This window comes from Cohnella nanjingensis (assembly GCF_014212125.1).
Taxonomy (GTDB): domain Bacteria; phylum Bacillota; class Bacilli; order Paenibacillales; family Paenibacillaceae; genus Cohnella; species Cohnella nanjingensis.
The window spans coordinates 1-19396 of sequence record NZ_JACJVP010000048.1 but is presented as its reverse complement, the minus strand read 5'-3'; the positions used below and the strand labels follow the sequence as shown (position 1 = coordinate 19396).

The 19396-nt window shown below is 53.1% G+C and carries 12 protein-coding genes and 3 pseudogenes; 1 reads left to right on the top strand and 14 read right to left on the bottom strand.

Annotated elements, in window-relative coordinates:
* The 11 genes and pseudogenes from H7C19_RS28230 to H7C19_RS28185 all read right to left on the bottom strand — a co-directional run.
* Positions 1 to 401, bottom strand: a pseudogene (locus H7C19_RS28230) (alpha-mannosidase); the annotation flags it as partial.
* A gap of 34 nt (positions 402 to 435) precedes the next feature.
* On the bottom strand, positions 436 to 621 hold the full coding sequence (locus tag H7C19_RS28225; protein WP_246469868.1) for a hypothetical protein: 186 nt from the start codon (positions 619 to 621) through the stop codon (positions 436 to 438).
* A 10-nt stretch (positions 622 to 631) separates the two neighbouring features.
* Positions 632 to 706, bottom strand: a pseudogene (locus tag H7C19_RS35800) (hypothetical protein); the annotation flags it as partial.
* A 338-nt stretch (positions 707 to 1044) separates the two neighbouring features.
* Positions 1045 to 3066 (bottom strand): fibronectin type III domain-containing protein, encoded by a 2022-nt coding sequence (locus H7C19_RS28220; protein ID WP_185672440.1) that lies wholly within the window; start codon positions 3064 to 3066, stop codon positions 1045 to 1047.
* 102 nt (positions 3067 to 3168) lie between these two features.
* Positions 3169 to 7869, bottom strand: a complete 4701-nt coding sequence (locus tag H7C19_RS28215; protein WP_185672439.1) for a sugar-binding protein — start codon at positions 7867 to 7869, stop codon at positions 3169 to 3171.
* Between the two features lie 35 nt (positions 7870 to 7904).
* Complete coding sequence (locus H7C19_RS28210; RefSeq protein ID WP_185672438.1) at positions 7905 to 9641, bottom strand: glycoside hydrolase family protein; 1737 nt, start codon at positions 9639 to 9641, stop codon at positions 7905 to 7907.
* Between the two features lie 27 nt (positions 9642 to 9668).
* Positions 9669 to 12431, bottom strand: coding sequence for an alpha-mannosidase (locus tag H7C19_RS28205; RefSeq protein WP_185672437.1), 2763 nt, complete (start codon positions 12429 to 12431; stop codon positions 9669 to 9671).
* Between the two features lie 76 nt (positions 12432 to 12507).
* Entirely contained in the window at positions 12508 to 13941 is a 1434-nt protein-coding gene (locus H7C19_RS28200) for an extracellular solute-binding protein (protein WP_185672436.1), read from the bottom strand.
* A gap of 86 nt (positions 13942 to 14027) precedes the next feature.
* A complete protein-coding gene (locus H7C19_RS28195; protein ID WP_185672435.1) occupies positions 14028 to 14918 on the bottom strand; it encodes a carbohydrate ABC transporter permease in 891 nt (296 codons plus the stop codon).
* Positions 14915 to 15898, bottom strand: coding sequence for a carbohydrate ABC transporter permease (locus H7C19_RS28190; RefSeq protein WP_185672434.1), 984 nt, complete (start codon positions 15896 to 15898; stop codon positions 14915 to 14917). The genes H7C19_RS28195 and H7C19_RS28190 overlap by 4 nt, the downstream gene beginning before the upstream one ends.
* Positions 15899 to 16166: 268 nt before the next feature.
* Positions 16167 to 17336 (bottom strand): GntR family transcriptional regulator, encoded by a 1170-nt coding sequence (locus H7C19_RS28185; RefSeq protein WP_185672433.1) that lies wholly within the window; start codon positions 17334 to 17336, stop codon positions 16167 to 16169.
* A 208-nt stretch (positions 17337 to 17544) separates the two neighbouring features.
* Between H7C19_RS28185 and H7C19_RS28180 the strand changes: the two genes are divergently transcribed.
* Entirely contained in the window at positions 17545 to 17901 is a 357-nt protein-coding gene (locus tag H7C19_RS28180; protein WP_185672432.1) for a glycoside hydrolase family 38 N-terminal domain-containing protein, read from the top strand.
* On the opposite strand, the gene H7C19_RS28175 is transcribed toward H7C19_RS28180, so the two are convergent.
* The 3 genes and pseudogenes from H7C19_RS28175 to H7C19_RS35795 form a co-directional block, all read right to left on the bottom strand.
* Positions 17799 to 18110 carry an S-layer homology domain-containing protein gene (locus H7C19_RS28175; protein WP_185672431.1) on the bottom strand — a complete coding sequence of 104 codons (312 nt, stop codon included), beginning with the start codon at positions 18108 to 18110 and terminating at the stop codon, positions 17799 to 17801. The two genes, H7C19_RS28180 and H7C19_RS28175, sit on opposite strands and share 103 nt — an antisense overlap.
* Positions 18097 to 18987, bottom strand: a pseudogene (locus tag H7C19_RS28170) (IS91 family transposase); the annotation flags it as partial. The gene H7C19_RS28175 and the pseudogene H7C19_RS28170, both read right to left, overlap by 14 nt.
* 260 nt (positions 18988 to 19247) lie before the next feature.
* A complete protein-coding gene (locus H7C19_RS35795) occupies positions 19248 to 19379 on the bottom strand; it encodes a glycosyl hydrolase-related protein (protein ID WP_221469530.1) in 132 nt (43 codons plus the stop codon).
* Positions 19380 to 19396: the final 17 nt, after the last annotated feature.

The window sequence follows — 19396 nt, the reverse complement described above, 5'->3', positions numbered from 1 at the left end:
TGCCCGGCGGTTTCCGGCGGGAGCAACACCTCGTTATGGTTGCCGCCGACCCCCTGGTACGGTTTCCCGTTCAGAAACAAGAGCGATTCGAAGCCCGACGTGTGGCCGTACCCCGTTCTGCCGAAGTCGAACAGGCCGAGCATCCGCCTTCCCGCCCATTCGGCCGGAACGGTCACCTCCGCCTTCAGCCAGGCGGTCAGGTCCCAGCCACGCCATCGGCCGCCCAGCCCGATCTCGGTCCACTGGGCGTCCTCGGGAGGCATCGCCCCGACTACCGCCTCTTGATCGACCCAAAACCGGAAGGGACCGGTTTGACGGTGGTCGGTATAGCGGTAACGCTCCAGTTCCCGGATGCGTGCCTCCAATTTGCGTGCCGTCAACAGCATGTTATCATGAAGCACCACAGTACCTCCTGCTCAATTATCTAGTCGCTTTTCAAAACGTCAGCCTGATGTTTGCAATCGTGTTGGCAGCCATCGGAACGGTCGCCTGATCGTCGTCGATACCGAAGGCTGGCGCATCCAGGAGCGGTACCTCGTGCATATCGACGAGCCGCGCTTGCCGCGGAGCACTTGGAAGCCGCACTCCTGCTTCCGTCTTCCTTCCTTCCTTCTGTCTCATAAAGCCGTACGATCCAATCCCCGCTTCCGTCTTCCGCCAACTTGATCGCAGAGACGGCGACTCCGCCGGATATCGGTCCAGCCATGCTGTTCGTTGTAGGCAATCTGCCCTCGTGGGCTTTGTCCGCTACGACATGCAGCGGATGAAGAAACTTCTGGCCTAATCAATGAGCTCGCTGTTCGATTCGGAGCCGACCAGCGCGACTGCGAACCGGAAGTGGTGCACGCCCAGCTCCGGATGTGGATGCCGAGATCGCGCATATGGCTCAGCGTCTGAATGAGCCGGTCGTTGTCGCGCTGATGCAAGCCGATGCTCGGTTCGTCCAGAATGTACAGGACGCCCATCAAGCTCGAACCGATCTGCGTCGCCAGCCGGATCCGCTGCGCTTCTCCCCCCGACAGCGTGCCCGCGGCTCGGGCAAAATCAGTTCGAAGTTGTTCCGCTCGGCACGTTCGATAGTCCCGACACATTCGGTACGGCATCAGACGTCTTCATCGCAAAATAATAATTCGTACCCGGACTCAACCCCGTTACCGTGAAAGACTGCACGTTGTCGCCGACGATCGGTGCTGGCGCTCCAGACACAGGTATCGCGCTGGCCCAATTGGCATTGGTTATCGGAGCTGTAGAATAACGAAAATCATAGGAAGCCGCCGTACCTGCGCCGCCGTCATTCCCCGGCGCCGTCCAGGACAACACCGCAGATTTTGAAGTCACCGACGACACTTTCAAATCCGTTACCGCACTCGGCGCAACCGTATCGGTAGTCGATATTTGCAAATATGCGTCGTCGGCACGATACGTCACATTGGCCCACATATAGTACTCGTACCGAATCATTCGTGTCGCCGCTTGCAGCGAAACGGTTTGACCGAAAGACGCCCAGCTGGCCGTCGTGTTGATCGGAAGGATGTCCGTTTGAATGATCGCCCCGCTGCCGTCAAACTGACGAGCGACCAAAGATAACGAACCGCTAGCCGCTTCGGACATAAACTTCCCGCCGAAACGCAAAGTACCACTCGTCCCGCCGGCGATTGACACATCCTGATAGATGCTGTTCGTTCCAACGCAAGTTCCGCCGCAGTTGCTTGCCAGATACGGCGTACCATCCGGCGAGTTGTTCGGCAAGCGATAGGCAACCCAATTCGTACCCGGTCCCAGATGGTTCCAGTAATCAGTGCTTGCCATCCCAAAATCGCTATTTTTCAGCAAATTGATGGATTTCTCCAGACGATACCAATAAAGCCCGTCATAGTTCGCATCGTTCGAGCGGCGACCATATGCCAGATAGATAGAGCCGTCTGTCGGATCTTTGTACAGCCCCGCATACTGCACATTGCACGGTTGAATACCGTTCGCGTCTTCCACAGCCCGACTGGAGTAGATGACCGGATTGCCTCGCGGAAACTGATCCCAGGTCGTGTTCGTAAGCGAACTGCTGCGAAACAGCCCATAATCCCAGCTTTGATTATAGTTACAGCCCAGATTGATATCGGCCGCTTCCACCAGGTGGTAGTAGTAGTTTCCTTCCTGAATCATGCTTCCGGCTCCGCCGCCAACGGAACCGCCGGTCGCCCAGTTCTCGCGCCATGTTGCCGAATCGTTGGGCGTCATCACCGCGTCCGCCGGAACGCCTTGCGCCGAATCCCCGGCGATCCAGTTCTGGAAATCGGCCGTCTTGGCGATGCCGCGATAGCCGTGGACGCCGTCAAAGCCGTGGAAGCCTACCCAATAATAAGAGCCGTCATATTTGAAAATATTAAACGTGCCCTCGTCGTAAACCTTGCCCGATCCGCCGGCAATCACGGAACACTTTTTCGTCGGCGTATTGCAAATCTGATTCCACAACTGTCCCCCTGTAATAACCGGATTGCCGCTAGCCGGCGCTATCGTGAACAGCCCCATCGGGTTAGCGCCCGCGCGTGACAGCATGCAGCCCTTCCAGCTTGTTCCATCGGAACATTGGAACAGGAAATGCCATTGGTTCTCGGTCGCATTGTAAATCACATCGCCATCGGTAGCGTCACAAGCATACGGAGTGCCGGTAACATGGGGGAGGACGAGGACCGGCGCAGACCAGGTAACGCCTTTATCGGTTGATTTGCGCACCTGCATTTCCAGTGCCCATCCTCCCGAACAGGCTGTCTCGGGTGTATATCTGCGATTGAACAAGTACCATGTGCCGTCGCTCATCATCTTGACCTGAGCTCCGTCGAAATAGCTTTTGAACCCGGTGCTTGTCTGCGTATCCTTGCGCAGGAACACCCAATCGGCGTTGCCGTTCCAATAATCAGCCATCGTGCCGGGCGTCCCCGTGCCAGTTGCCGCATGCGCGGTTGACGACAACGGCGATGTGTGAGGCAGGAAAGTGATAAACGCCTGCAAAATGAACGCGAGCCCGATAGCGATGCCCCAAACGTTTCTCATTCTGATCACGGTAAACATAAATACCTCTCCTTGATCAAGATTGAACTACGTTTCCTCAATATGCTCTTCCTGCTAACTTATCGACTTCAGACGAAAATAACGTTCATTTCCTATCAAATCCTATTTGGGATGAACAAGCAGCTTGACTTCCGCCTTGATCGCGGGATGACCTGTGTAAACGGCCGTAATTCGCGTATTGCCCGGCTTCAGCGCACGAATCAACCCGGTCGCGGCGTCGATCGTAGCGACGCTCGTCTTCTCGCTGCTGAACGCCAGTCCCTCCGTTACTCGGCTGTCGATGCCGTCATTGTAATGCCCGAGAACAATCGGATAGTCGGTATCGCCAACTTTCATTTTAGCGGGCGACTGGATGCTGATGCTTTGCAAAACCGGCTCGATCGTCATGCGGAACCGTCCGGTAATGCCGGCGTCCTGACCGGATGTGACGGTAATGACCGCCTCGCCGCGCTTTACGCCTGTCACTTTCCCGGTATGAGGGTCGACGGAAGCGACATTAGGATCACTGCTGCTGAACGTCAGCGGCCAGATCGGCGGCTTTGTCGTTCCATCCGTGTACACCTCGTTCACAGAGGCATCAGCACTAGAGCCGACATCTAGCTTGGCGGGCAGCGCTATATCCAGTTTTTTCAGCTCGACGAACGTCATATCGGCCCAATTGGCCTGATTATCGCCGTCGCCAACCCACATCGCCTGGCCCCATTTCTTGCGATCCCCGACATCATCATTATCTGTACTCAGAAGAGTCATGCCGATCTGAGCGCCGCCGGCCGGCGTAAACGGATAAACATTCAACGCGCTCCAAGGGATCGCCGCTTCCATCACGTAACCGTTGTTCATTACTTTCGCTGCGATTTGCCCTCCGATAAACGCGTACTCGCGCGCGCCGTCGTCATGACCTTCGCGGATGAAGATGCGCGGGTTTTCCGCGCCCACAGTTCCACCCGGCGTCATCATAATCGCATAATCTCCATCGCGGTAACTGCTGCCCGACTTGTTGTGGTCGATGTCGAGAAACAGCATAGTCGCGTCCGACAAGTACATTTGAGAGCCGATATCCGTAAAATGAACGACATTGTCCGAACGCTGCTCGAGCAAATACAAGTTGTTTTGATCCCATTTGATTTTGTAACGGCTTGTCAAATCGGCGCCATCCGTAACCGCTCCCCACACTTTGCCGAATTTTCGCATAATCGGCGAGTCCGGAGAAACAACGATTTCATCCGCGTTGTCCCATTCGCCGTCAGAAATTTGACCATCGATCGAAATGTTCGAATACGATTTTTGCGCCGCATAGAACGGAGGATCCATTTTGACGATGACCGGAAGCTTATAAACCATTTCCCCTGCGTCCGCAGTCACTTTGAGCTTTTGTTCATATGTTCCGGCGGGGGTGCTTTCCGAGGCGCGCAGCGAAAATGCAATCTCCTGCGATTGCTTCGCGCCAAGCGTGAACTGCTGAGCGGAAAACGTTGTATCGAGCGGAACCGTCTGTGCGCCGGACAAACTGATGTTCAGTATCAGCGCCCCCCACCCGTCCTCCGGAAAGCTGTCGGAAAATTTTAAATAAAACTCGCGGTTGGCATTTACATATGCGCCTACATCGTACGTCCGCACGCTTCGGTTAGATACCAAGTCGGTCACATGATTGGTTTCCTTATCGACAACAGTCCAGTCGGAATCCACGACGCTCCAGTTATTGTCCGTTGGTTGATAAGTCAGCTGGCTCGCCAAGGAGACAACGAACTGATTGCCGATATCGATGGACAGTTTCGGATCTACGAATCCTTCCGGCAATTGAAACTTGTAGATCGCATAGCTCCTGTTGTCCATATGCCTGTAGTTCTTTGTTGGCGAAACCCCTGTTCCCTCTTCTTTAAACAGGTAAGGCGCTTCATCCAATGAACCTGGCGTAAAGGAAAGAAGCTGCGTCGGCAGCGCGATCGGCATTGCCGCCAGGTTGACCTGCTGCGACTGGCCGCTCTCATTCGTTAGGAGCACGTGATAGGACTGCGCTTGTTCCCCTTTCAGCGTAACCGAGTCGGGGCTGTACGCCAAACTGACTGCCGGGACCGGTTGCATGTAACGGATGGAAATGCCGAACAGGGCACCGCCCCAGCCATCCGTCGGCGAACCGTCTCCGATCCGGATATACAGTAAGCCGTCAGCAGCTTTATAGGCTTCATAGTTGACCGCATATTTATCGCGATTGGCCATATTGTGCTCATCTATTCCCGTCATCGCCTGAGCGTTCAGCACCTCCGACCAGGATGTGCCGTCCGGCGACAGTTCAACAGTGAAATTGTTGGCCAGTTCCAACGTCAGCTCCGCTTGCGGAAATGCGCTCATGTTTAGCTTATACACCATCTTGCTCGTACCGTCCGCGAATCGGAAGGACGGATTGGCTCCGACGGATCCGACGAATGTACCTTTGTAATCGGCATCTTCGTTTTTACTGTTTGTCCGGATCACAAACTCTGTCAACTCGGTTTGCGGCGTATCGGCCAACTGCTCACTAGACCAGTCGACATTCACCGTCACGCCCTGCGGCTGATGTCCGAATTTGACGAGCAGCGAGCGACTGGCATTCTCCCACTCCCAATGAGCCGAAACCGGCTGCCCTTGCGAATCGGTCGCCGTTACTTGTTGCGGATACGCGCTTGCCGCGCCGATTCTTAACGCCGCCTGTGTATCCTTCGGTCCTGCCACGGTTACTTTCGTTTCCGTCGCCGTTTCTTGACGATCCGAAATCTCTCCGTTCGCAAAATAAACTTTCGGAACGACGGAGGTATCGATTAGGGAGATGTCGTACAACATTGCGCTGGAATGAGCCAACATCGCTTTGTTGTCGACTACTGTCAGTCGCGAATCCCACAAATCAATGTAGCGTCCGGGAATTACCGCGGATTGTTCCTCCGTATGCACGGCAACGAACGGTCCGCGCACCGCCTTCATCGTGTTTGATTCCGTGTAAGAGACCCCTGCCCAACCCAGCGCATACTTCGTCAAATCCCGCATGGCTTGCGCCGCAACCTTGCTCGAAGAGAAGAAGGAAGGATCTGCCCCGAAGTAGATCAATTGCCCTTGTCCGGTCTGTTGCCGGAAAGCGACCGTTTGGTTGCCCGTCTGATAGAGCGGCACCGCGCTTCCCGACAGCGTATAGGAAGTGAGCGTGTATGGCTTCGGTACGGTAATCGACTCCCCGCTTCCGATCGAATTTGCCGATTCGGTTGGCTGCAAGGCGGTTTCCCGTCCCGAGACCGGCACGGCCGATCCGTTCGCAGCCGATACCCCGAGTTTGTTCAACAAATCCTGTTGCGGGCTGCCGACATCGTTCCACCACTCGTCAATATGCTGGAACTTGTTTTCTCCGCCTAGATAGAGCAGTATGCCGCCATTCTTCACCCAATCGGCGATGGCATCGTTGTATTCCGGCTTGAGCGGATTCCAGGAATCGTAGCTCATGACCAGCACTTTCGTATGGGCCAACGCCTCCGATGTCACGCTCCGCTCAACTGGCATCACATTCACCGGAATGCCTTTGACCACAAGCGGCATCGTCGGACCGTACATCGCTGCGGCCGCCGCCGTCGACTGGCTGCCGCGCTGATAGGTCATCGTATCCGAAATGAGGAACGTGACGCCTTGCGTTCCTGCCTCCATCCGGAACGGCTGTTCCGACAACGCTTTGGACGCTTCGAATACGTTCATCTGAATCGTCTTGTACGTCATCGGCGCCGGTACGAACGCTCTGGATGGCCACGGCATGATTTGGAACTTGTTCAGCTTCGGCTGCAGAAATTGGGCGATGATCGTCTGCTTGTAATCGGCTTCTACCTTCTCCCAGTCGCTGTCCAGGTTCGGGTTGTCGGATTTCGGATCAGCCAATGCATAGAGCGACTTGCCATCCCCAGTCTTCTGCAGCTCGCTGAGCGACGAGTATTCCAGGAAGGCCGATTCGAATAAATGCTCTTCCTGTTGTCCTTCGAACGGGATCGGATAGCGTGCCGTATCCGACCATGCCTGACCGATAAACCCGTCGATATTGGGCAAATCATAATAGTCGATATTCGCCGCTACAACACTATAGTTGTTGTAATTGATCGTGCTGTGGGAAGCGACCCAGACTTCGAGCCCCGGCTTATATTCCTTCAGTTTTGTGGAGATATAATTGATTGATCGCGTGTATAGGTACGCCTTCAGCTTCTCGCTCTTGAATCGCGCCTGATCGGAAGAAGCCGGATCTTCCCACTCCGTCCCGTAATAGGCTTGCCACTCGCTCTTGAATGCGCCTTCATATCCTGCATCGGTATAATATTCCGGCTCCTCGAAGACGATGTCATGCGCGCCCGCGTCGGCCACCTGCTTCGCGATGCCCAGCAGGTAATCGTTCCAGCCCTGCGTCGGTGTCACGTAACCGGTTTTCGGATCGACATGGCGGAATTTAGTTCCGTCTTTGCGCATCTGCACCACTTCCGGATGCGGAATGCCGCTCTCCGTGCCCAATTCATAGATTCCTTCCCAATCGTGGCTGATCGAGATCATCGCGTCGACGCGATAGCCTTTGTTTTTCCACGAATGGATCAAAGCAGTCAAGCCTTCAGATTTGGTCGCGTATACCATGACCGCGTCCGACTTCACATCGTACTTCTCGGAATAACCCAACTCGGTTTGGAACGTCGTGCGGATAATTGGCGCTGTTTGTTCGGAGTCGACTTCCCCGCTCCCGGTTTGTGCAGCTGCCGGAGCAGCTATCGAAACCAATAACGCCGCTGCCAGCAGGAATGAAAGCCATTTTTTCATTTTTGGTGATCCTCCTCTATTGTGAAACTGCGGCATCAGGGGGATACCTGCCGACGGTTATCACTGGTCGAAGTCTCCACATACAGATCGTCCGCTCGGTATGTCAGGCCACCATTCCTTGGAATAATCTCGTACCGTAATAGAACGGTTTTAGATTTCAGCGCAATGGACTGGTCGAAGGACGCCCAACTGGTTGATGCAGCTATAGAATACTTGTCTGTTCGCAGCATTTTATGATCGGCATTCATTTGCCGTACGAGAATGTCCAGCGCACCGTCTTTCTCTTCGGACAAGAACTTTCCACCAAACCGAACGATCCCCTCAGCATTTGTCGGAATCTCTATCTCCTGATAGACAGCGCTCGATTTTCCGCACCCTTCTTTACAACTGATCGCCATATAAGGCGTACCGTCCGGCGAGTTGTTCGGCAGCCGAAGCGCTTCGATCTTCACGCCCTCTCCATCTGTCTTCCAACCTTCGGTGTCTGCCCGCCATAGATTCCCATTCGTCAATAGATTGTAAGACTTCTCAAGGCGATACCAATAAAACCCATCATATTCCGGATCATTCGAATTTCGGCCATAGGCCATATAAGTGAAGCCGTTGGTCGGGTCTTGGAATAATCTTGCGTACTGTACATTGCAAGGGGGACTACCGCGTTCCTCTTCTTTGGCTTTGCTGGAATAGATAATCGGATTGCCGCCCGGGTACTGCTCCCAAGCCGTGTTCGTAAGCGACTTACTACGGAACAGTCCGATATCCCAATTCTGGTTATAAAGGCATGAAAGGTTGATGTCGGACGCTTCTACGAGATTGTAGTAGTAGTCTCCTTCTTCGATCATGCTGCCCGCGCCGACCCCGATCGATCCGAATTGATCCCATTGCTCACGCCATGTAGCGGAATCTTGCAGATCCTGAATCGCATCGCTCGGTACGCCTTGGGAAGGATCACCGGCAATCCATGTTTGGAAATCGGCTGTTTTGGCGATGCCTCGGAATCCATGCGCCCGGTCGAAGCCGTGGAAGCCTACCCAGTAGTAAGTGCCGTCATATTTGAAAATATCGAAGGTACCTTCGTCATACACTTGGCGAGGTCCGAAGCTGAGACTTGAGCAATCGTCGTCAAAGTCGTCGCAGATCGCATTCCATAGCTGACCCGACACGATGACGGGATTGCCGCCCGGAGGCTCGATCGTGAACGGCCCCATCGGATCGTCTCCCTCTCTGGACAGCACACATCCATTCCAGGTAGAGGAACTTGAGTTGTCCAGGCATTGGAACAAGTAAACCCATTTGTTCTCCTTCTCGTTATACCAAACTCCGCCATCCGTTGCCGCGCACGAATAGGCCGTGCCCAACTTATGCGGGACAATGACGACGGGATCAGACCAAGTAACTCCTTTATCGGTGGATTTCCGAACCTGCGTTTCCAGAACGTCTCCTGTCCCGCATTGTATACTTGGATCTTTTACAGCTTTGCGATTGAACAAATACCAGGTACCATCTTTCATGACTCTCACACTGGCGCCGGCATAATAACCTCTCACACCTGTGCTAGCATTCGTATCTTTGCGGAAGAAACTCCACTCGGCCCTTCCATTCCAATAGTCGTCCATGGAAGCTGGAATCCCGGAACCAGAGGAGCTGCCTTGCGGCAGCGGATCCGGCGTCGGCGCAGCGCCCCGTATCAGGAACAAAAACGCCGCCAAGATCAACAATGCCATCAGAATCATCGAAAATACGATCGGAACAGGACGCTTATACCACTTCATGCAGGAATTCTCCAAAACCGCGCCTCCTTACGAATGAGACCATTTGACCTTCAAAGTCATGATCTGCTTGGCACGGAGCGACAGCCGAATCTTCGAGGAACCCGGGACAAAACCTTCCAATTCGCCGACATCCTGTTCGTCGAGGTTGACTTCGCTCAACGCCTGTACTCTGCTGCCAAAAGAAAGATCGCCTTCAACGATTCCGTCGGTCGGGTTCCACACACGCACGATATAAGCGTCCGCTTCATCTTCCGCTCGCTTCAGAGCGCTCAGCGCCAAACCCGGCGCACTGATGTGGAGGTAGGAATGCGCTTTAGGCAATGTCCTTTCCCGACGCTGCGGATTTCCGTATCGAACTTTGTCCCGATTCGTATGAGCCGTCCGCAGCCCAACCGCGAATCGTTTCTGTTCTTCTACCAAGTCGGCTGCGTCGGACTCGGCTCCAAACGGGCGGAACGCGAATTCGAACGTTAGTTCCTTCAGCAGTTGGCCGCCATCCCCGCCATCCGTCAGCACTTCATTTCTCGTGCCGCGGAATAACGTCATCGCGATCGTCTTCGCTTCGTCGTCTCGCGCCGACACTTCGTACATGCCTTTGGCGAACACGGCGAGCCCGCCGCCATCGTCTTTCGCCAGTACGAGCCCATTATGAGGCATGTCGTGACGGGCGAACTCGAGATGGCGAGGATAGTCAGGCGCTTTAAAGGGACGCTCCACCAGATCGAAAGGCGTGCTTGTGAAGTAGGAATCAGATTGCAAATGAGTCGGGACAAGCATTTTCATCCGATGATTACGCGCCGTGTTGTCAATAACGGTGCGGCACCGCAGCATCGGGTCATCACGACGCAGTTCTACGTACGTTTTCATCCGTACTTCGGCGGTCGAGTCGGTTCGCCTGCTTTCGTCAGGTACGACGCCGACAGGCACGTGAAACACGCGTTCGATGCATAACAAAGCAGCGAGCGGGCCATCTGTCAGGGCGACAACGCTTCTGACTTCCCCGCATGACCAATAGGTCTGGTTGACGAGCGGAGCCACGTGATTCCACCCTTCGCCGACATCCCCCTCGTCTTCGAAGATCAGCAATCCCCCATAGGTGCGGCCGCTTGCAAGATCGGTAACATCCATCGTCCCGTCCCGCTGCACCAGAACGCGGAGCTTGCCGTTCTCCCATATGCCCGATCCCCGATTCATCGTCCCGAGAAGCCGATTCGGCTGCACGGGATCGGCTGAATATTGTCCGAAAGGCGGCATCGGAATACGCTCCTTCGCCATCGAATAGGCCGCATAGCCGTATGCGGGAATGTGCGCCCGGAAGGCTATTCGCAGCCTGTCGACTTGCTCTGCCCCCGGAATATCCCGGTATTTCCGGAAACGGCGCACGCTGTTCTGGCGGATCGACACGAGCTGATAGGGAACTTCGCGATTGTCGCAATCGAATAGCCGCATATGAGCGCCGCCGAACACCGCTTGCGAGATGCCGCCATTCGCGTCGCGCGGCATTTCGACGTCTACGATCACGATCTCGTCAACAGGCAACGGCGACGGATTGAATACGGCAAACAATTCCGATCCTTGCAATTCCGTTGCATCGATATGTTGGACCAAATATTGAAGCTGTTCATCCAGCATATGCTCGGCGATCAAGCGGCTCTGGTCGAATCTGTACTGCATGTCGCTATGTACCTGATCGATGGAGCAGCCGCAAATCGAATCGTGCGGATGGTTCTGCAACAGAAACTCCCAGGCCCGCTGCAAGAATGAATAAGGGTACGCGCGGCCTTCCAGCGCGGCGAAGACGGCCCACGGCTCCACCCAGCGTTCCAGCAACAGTTCAACCCGCTGATTCATCTGTTTCAAGTGAATGCGCGAAGACAGCACGTTCGAGAGCAACCAGTTGTTGACGCCGTTATACCCCGGGCTTCGCTGCTCCCCGCGATATACGCGCAAGTCGCCGATTCGGCTGCGTAATTCGCTTAAATAGGTCTCGAGCGTGCTGTGTTCGAACTTGACCCCTCGTAACGAAGGCGCCTCGTTAAGCGTCTTCAGGATCCAGGGAAGTTGAGGCTCTACCTCAATATGATCGACGCCATCCAAACCGAGCAACAGACGGGTCGTCGCGCGTTTCTCTTTGTAATCGAGCATTTCGCTCGCACGGCGAACCAGCTCTTCCTCTTCATAGACGAAATCTCTTTCCGCAAACGGCCAGCGGATAAAGAAGTAGAAATCCCCGTACGAGCGATCCTCGTCGAGCTTCAGGCCGAGAACGCGGCTTCCGTCAGCACCTTCCCACCAAATCTCGGAAGGGTCGGCGTCGCCGTGGAAACCTCGGAACAAAACGGCGTTGTCGATTCCGAATCCTCGCAAAATTTGCGGGAATTGGCTGTTATGCCCGAAAATATCGGGAATGTACCCGGATTTGACTGGTTCCACTCCCAGCGCTCTGGCGCTGCGGAATCCTTTTAGCAGATTGCGGATCAAGGACTCGCCGCTGACTAGAAATTCATCCGGCATGACGTACCACGGACCGACCCCGATTCGGCCATCGCGGATCAACTTCAGCAGACGCTCCCGATTCTCTCCGCGAATTTCCAGATAATCATCCAGGACAATCGTCTGCCCGTCCATCAGGAAGTAGCGATAATTCGGCTCCCTTTCCATTAAATCCAGCAGTTCGTCGATCAAGTAGACAAGCCGAATCCGAAATCCCTGAAAATCCTCGTACCATTCCCGGTCCCAGTGAGTATGCGAGACAACATGTACGGTATCGAATGTTCGCTGAGCAGACATAGTTCCCATCCTTTCCTTTAGCAGAAAGTGCTCCTCTCTTCGGGTAATTCAAAGATACGGAGCACTTATCTCATTTTTATTTCACCATAGCTTCGACCTTCGTTTGAGCGTCGTCCCAAATCTTCTTAATATCTTCGTTCGTCATAAGCGTTCTGACCATCGCATCGCCATAAACTTGCCAAACCTTGGTGTTTTCTTTCGAGAATGTCGGCAATCCTCTCACATTGCCCTGCAATGCTTCATAGAACTGATAAAGTTCCGGATGCTCCGTCTTGAATTTCCCTTCGGCGATTTTTTTGGTAACGGGAGCACGAACACCCGTATCCGCGATCATCTGTTGAACGCCGTCGCTCAGCATCGCTTCAATGAACTTGAACCCGCCTTCTTTGTTCTTGGCATAGACGGGCACCGATGCGAATGCGGCCCCGATCGTAATATTCGCCGCTTTGCCGCCATCCGGCAACGGCAGCGGCCCCATGCCGCACTCGAGCTTGTTCGTTGCGCACATTGAAATCATCCACGGACCTTCCGCCCAAATACCTACCTGATTTTTATTGACCGGATCCCAGTAAGCCGCTTCGCTCCCGTTCGCCATTGCTCCTTTCGGAGCGTATTGGTTCAGATCGCGCAAGAATTGGAATGCCGCCATATTTTTCTCATCGTTGAAGATCGGTTCGTTGTTTTCGTTTACGAAACCCCCGCCGTTCATAAGCGGATAAATACCGGCGCGGAGATAACCTCCGTTGTTCGGACCGGAATAGACGATGGAACCGTAAAATTTCCCTTTGCCCGCTTCGTTGATCTTTTTCGACATTTCAAGCCATTCCGACCAGGTGGCAGGTCCTTTGTCCGGATCAAGCCCCGATTTGCGGAACAGATCCTTGTTCCAGAACAAGACGGATACGCCCGGCTGGAACGCTACTCCATATATTTTCCCTTGGTACTCCATAGGCTTCCAGGCGCCTTCGACGACGTTCTCCCGAACAAATTGATCAAGCCAGTCCGGGAAAGGTTCAAGCAAGCCTTGAGCCGCAAAACCGGGAGATTGCGTTTCGCCTGTAATGATGTCAGGTGTCTGTTTGGCCACCAAAGCCGCCGTTTGCTTCTGAACGAGCGGTTCGGACCAACCCCAATCCTCCTGTTTCAGCTCGTACCCCAGATCCGCCATAACCTTGTTCGCAGCTTTGGCGATGGCAAGACGCTGCTTGCCAGCCTCGTCGACGGAATTGGCATCCTCCTTGATTTTCTTCTCGAGATCCTGAATGAGATCCGCGACCTCCCCCGATCCCGCTACATTGTCGGCAGCGTTTGCATTAATCACGACTGTTTTGTTTGCCGGTGCGGAAGAGCTGTCTCCGCTTTCAGTAGCACTTGCGGCACTGCTGCTGCTCGGATCAGTAGACGCGGATTGCTCCGCCTTGCCGTCGTTCGACTTGCCGCTTCCGCATGCCGTCACCGCAAACACCAACAGAGCCGCGATCAAAACAGTTACACACCTTTTCAGTACCATGAACCAAATCCCTCCCCATCTAATTTGACTTACACATTTATTATATCGACATGTTGTTATATGTCAACATGTCGATAAAGTCCTTTTTAGCCTTTCAGACCAGCATTAGCCAGCCCCTGTACAAAGAAGCGCTGGAAGAAAAAGAAGATCAGCAGCATCGGGAACGTGATCCCCAGACCGAGCGTAATCATAAGCGGATAATCAGGTACCCCCGCACTCGTCGCAATCGAAGATATCCGGGTAATCGCAGCCGGTAACGTTTGCAACTTATCGCTCGACGTGAAGAAGAATGGCGTCCCCCAGTCATTCCACGTCGCTTGCGCCGTCGTGATCGCAATGAACGCCAAAATAGGCAACTGGAGCGGGAGAAGAATCTGGAAAATGAGGCGGAATGTACTGGCTCCATCTATTTTGGCCGCTTCATCAAGCTCGATCGGCACCTTCTCCATGGACTGCTTCACAAGGAACGCGCCCATGATGTTGAGCGCCGGCCCGCCAATCATATATACCCACCACGAATCGAGAATCCCTTTGCCTCCCATAAAGATGTTATTGCCTCCCGCATACGGCCAGCGGGCGTACTCGATATAGGTGGGAATGAGGGCGACAACGCCTGGAATCATAGCCGTCGCTAGCATAAACAGGAACAATCCATCTTTTCCTCTGAATCGTAAACGCGCGAAGACGAAGCCTCCCAAGAATGCGGTCAGCGAAGCAAACACGACACTGTAGAGCGTTCGAAACAAAGAATTGAAGAAATAGATTTGCACCAAATGATCCTTCGCCGCGCCGACAATGATCCGGAAATTGGCAAACGTTGGCTTGATCGCGATCGGGAACGGACCAAGCACTGTCGCCGCATATTCTTGTTTCGTAAACGTGCTGGCCAGAACCATAAAAATGAGTGGATAGATCATCACAAGGCCGCCGACTAGCAAAATGATATGACCAAATAGGTTGATCGGCTTTACCTTCATTGCCGTTTCCTTCTCCCCCTTCTAGGGTCACTCTTCTCGTTGTCTGACGCAAACATCCGGAAATAAAACACCGTAAATATGAACACAACGGCAAACAAGACGACGGAAGATGCACCTGCCATTCCCATATTGAAATCGAAGAAGCCGTCGCGCAAGATGCGGAAAACGAGCACTTCCGTCTGTCCGTAAGGTCCTCCGAGCGTAATGAACATGACTTGTTCGTAAATTTGCACAGCCCCGATCAACCCCGTAATGATCGCATAGGTGGCGATCGGCTTAATACCGGGCAAGGTCACGTTCCAGAACTTCTGCAGACGGTTGGCGCCGTCGATTTCAGCCGCTTCGTACAAAATCGGATCGACCGCCTGCAAGCCGGCCAGCCAAAGCAAGGCCATCCCGCCAACCCCTTTCCAAAGCGAGTAGACGACGATCCAGAAGACGCCCCACCCGACCGAATATTGCCAAAGGATCGGTTCATAACCTAACCGTTTGATGAGGTTGTCTATGACGCCATTATTGATGTCCAGAAAAATATTGAAAATTTGCGTTGTCGCCACCACTGATGTGACGACCGGCACATACCACATCGTCCGGTATATCGCTTTTCCAAACAACGACAGGTTCATCAGCAGCGCAATCAAAAATCCGATGAGCATGTTCAGCCCTGTCACAAGCAAGCCGATCCAGATCGATCGCCATAGCGCCATGTAATATTGCGGATCCCGAAAGAAATGAATATAGTTGTCAAACCAGACGAATTTCGGAGACGCAGTAATCTCGCCCCATTTGAAGAAGCCTAGCAAAAAACCGAATGCAGTCGGAAATCCGCTTACGACCATCCACCAGAAGAGCATCGGCCCCAAGATAATGGCAGCGATGATCACATCGCGATGATTATTGTAAAATTTTCTCCAGCCAGTCGGCCCGTCGAAGGTTCGGGACGCCGCCGCATTGCCCGATACATCCCATTCGTTTGCCATACCCTACCTCCAGATCGCTAATGTAAACGCGTTCACGAAAAAGCAACATCCCTCGTCGTCTTTTATTTCGCCCCCCGTTCGATCAAGAGTACCAACAAAAACATATGATGACATATAACAACTATAGCATTTATAATGACTTTTGTCTATCTTTCAAATACGGCCACTAAAGCACGAACGGCCATGCTTGTATTTGCACAAGCATGGCCGTCATTATGGGGCCGTTCCTTATTTCGGCGAATCGGCTCGCGTCCTGTCTGCCGCTCAATCAGAGGTGCCGGCGCTTCGTATCGCCAAGGGCGGCCGTTGATTCGCCGGCAACGAGATCCGGTTCTATGAACATTTTCACGAACTCGGCAGGCTGCCCCCTAGCTTGTTTGTTCAACAAATCAAGAAGAGCGCCGGCAGCCCGCTTGCCGACTTCGTATTCGCGTTGATCGATATACGTAAAAAACGCGAATTCCCGGCTCGGCATCGGATTATCGAAGGTGACGAGCGAGAAATCACGCGGCACTTCCAAGTTTAGCTGACGAGCGATCCTAATCATGTGCAGCGCAAGCTTGCCGTTGATGGTAATATAGGCGGTAGCCATGCCATTGCGAATATACCGGCACAGGGGATGTTCCAAGTCCAATTCCGGTTCATCGTAAACGACGTAGAAATCCGTCAGCATCAGAGCCGGATTGATCAACTCGCCCCGTTCCTTCAGTTCCTTCATATAACCTTGGATACGCTGTTCCACCGATGTAAGCGACAAAGGGCTGTCAGAACAAATAGCAATATCGCGATGTCCCAGGTCATACAGATGGGAAACCGCCTTCTGCGCCCCGGCAACGCCGTCGGATCCGATATAATGGGTTTCGACGCCCATCAAGTATCGGTCGATAATGACAAGAGGGAACCGCTGCAACTTCAATCGGAGCACTTCTTCGCTATAGGACCCGGTATCGGCGGGGAAGATAATCAACCCTTCGGCCCCTTTTCGGAGCATATCGCGAATCGCGTCAGCCTCCCGCTCGGGAGAATTGTAAGACTGCATCATCACCAGCCGGCGATCGCCGTCAGCCATTATGGCATCTGTAATTCCCTTAAACAAACGGATCGAAAAGTAATCCTCCATACTCAGCATAATCACGCCGATAAACCCGCCGTTCCCGACGTTATGCATTGGCACCGCTATATCCGCAGGCTCATCCGTATTCTCCTGCTCGTCCGGGCGCTTGTCCAGCACATAACTGCCTTTACCCTGTATGCGGCTGATCCACCCTTCCTTGCTCAAATTCGCCAGCGCGGTGGAGATAGTGATCCGGCTGACGTCGAACTGTTCCATCAATTCTTTCTCTGTTGGAATTTTGTCGCCTGGCTTCCAGACGTTCTGTTTTATTTGCTTCAATATATACTGATGAACTTGCTTGTAAATCGGCTGATTCTCTTCCATACGCGCTTCCTCTCTTCAGCGTAAATGACTGTTATCCTAAATGTTATTATATCCTATATGTCATTAAATACGCAAAAACAAAAATTCCACATGGCATATCGCTGTATTTGGCCTAATTATATAAATGATTGTCTTTTTTGCCGATGTTCCCGATACGCCGTTTGCGCTACTATCCTAAGTAAACCCACTACAAACAGGAGCGTGAGACATGGCTAACGTTCATCTAATCGGTAACGCGCATCTCGACCCCGTCTGGCTCTGGCAATGGCAAGAAGGCTATGCGGAAATCAAAGCAACCTTCCGCTCGGCGCTGGACCGTCTGCGGGATTTTCCCGATTTCGTATTTACTTGCGCTTGTGCGGCTTATTACAAGTGGATTGAAGAGAACGAACCGGCAATGTTCGCAGAAATTCAAGAACGGGTACAGGAAGGCCGATGGGTGATCGTCGGCGGATGGTGGATTCAGCCGGACTGCAACCTTCCCTCCGGTAGCGCTCTCGCGATCATCACGGCCATCTCGGCGCGTGTGATGTCCGCATCCGGACGGAACGAGCCGTCCGGGTAACCGCTTATAATGCCAGCCTGCACCGCTTGCGCGACCGCTTTCTTCGCCCAGGCTCCGATTTTCGATGTATCCGTTAAAGTCAGCGCCGTCCCTTCCGTTTGCGGTTTCAGCATATACATCAGCATGACCGCAAACTCCGCACGCGACACCCTGTCATTCGGTTTAAACGTGCCATCTGGATAGCCGGTAACGATGCTTGAATTGCTCATCTGGAATATGCCGAATAAGCCGTGAAATGAATTCTTCTACGGTCACTTGCTCCTCTTTATCCGTATCATCCGTTTTGTCGTGGTAACGAAATACGACTTGTTCCCCATCGTATGAAACAATTCGCTTTACCGCTATCGCTGGTCTGCGTATATATCTGCCAATATACCCAAGCTGCGCCTTCACGTTCCCGCTTTGTTTCGGGGCATGTACATAGAAGCCTTCCTCATTTTCTGAGTAGGCTTTTTGCAGTAAGGGCTGCACCCGTCTCTTTTCTTCTTTCGCAAGTGTTCGCCGGATTAGCTTCAATACCACGGTCTGCCATACTTTTCTTAGCTTTGCGAACGGAATGTAGTCGTATGTCTTCCATTCCCCGTTTGCCGTCATGCCGCCCATCGTGACCAGCATATGTACATGGGGATTAAAGTTTAATTTCGAACCAAATGTATGTAAGCCGGCTATGATCCCAGGCGTCACTATATGCTTCTTCTCGAAATGCTCTTGTACTACACTTACCGCTTCATCCATGAATTCCTTCAACATCTCACGATGCTTTAAGAAAATCTCACGTAGGCCTTCATCAATTGTGAAAATCATATGACGATGGTTGACCTGGAACACATCTTCCGCCATCATCCGGCTCCACTCTTCCGTCTCCCCACATGAACAGGTTGTGCAAAATCGCCCCTTGCACCGGTAAGGAACCTTCCGAATATCATGACAGCCTTCACATACCTGCTTGAATCCATTCTGAGGATTCCCACAACCTAAAAACTTCGCAACTTCTTTTACTACCGCTGGCCGGATTCGATCTTTTCGTTTTTCGTAAAAACGATCCCAATTCTCCAAAAAGATTCGTCGCAGTACATTGTTCTCCATATCTTCACTCTAACCGATTTTCTGAAATAGGGTAGCCCCTGACACCCAGATTTTTATACTTTCTGATATGTTAAAGAAAAACCGCCAGGTGCGTTAGCTCCTGACGGCTCGACTAACCTCTTGAGTTAATTGATTTACGATATGATTTCTGCAATATCGCAGCGCTCCAATTCGTCGAATTCGATGCCGGGCAGCCGCTCGTCCGGTCCGATCATCACGCCTGAGGGCAATCGCTTATACCCGCTGACTGTGCCGGCCTACTAGCTGAACCGGATGCGGAACGATTTGATTTCATAGGGTTTGATATCCGTCTCGAACGTCTGGCCCGAATGGCCGACTTTGGCCGCTTCCCGCTCCATCAGATTCACTTCCTCGACGGATTGAAGCGCCAGATGGGCATCGAATCGGA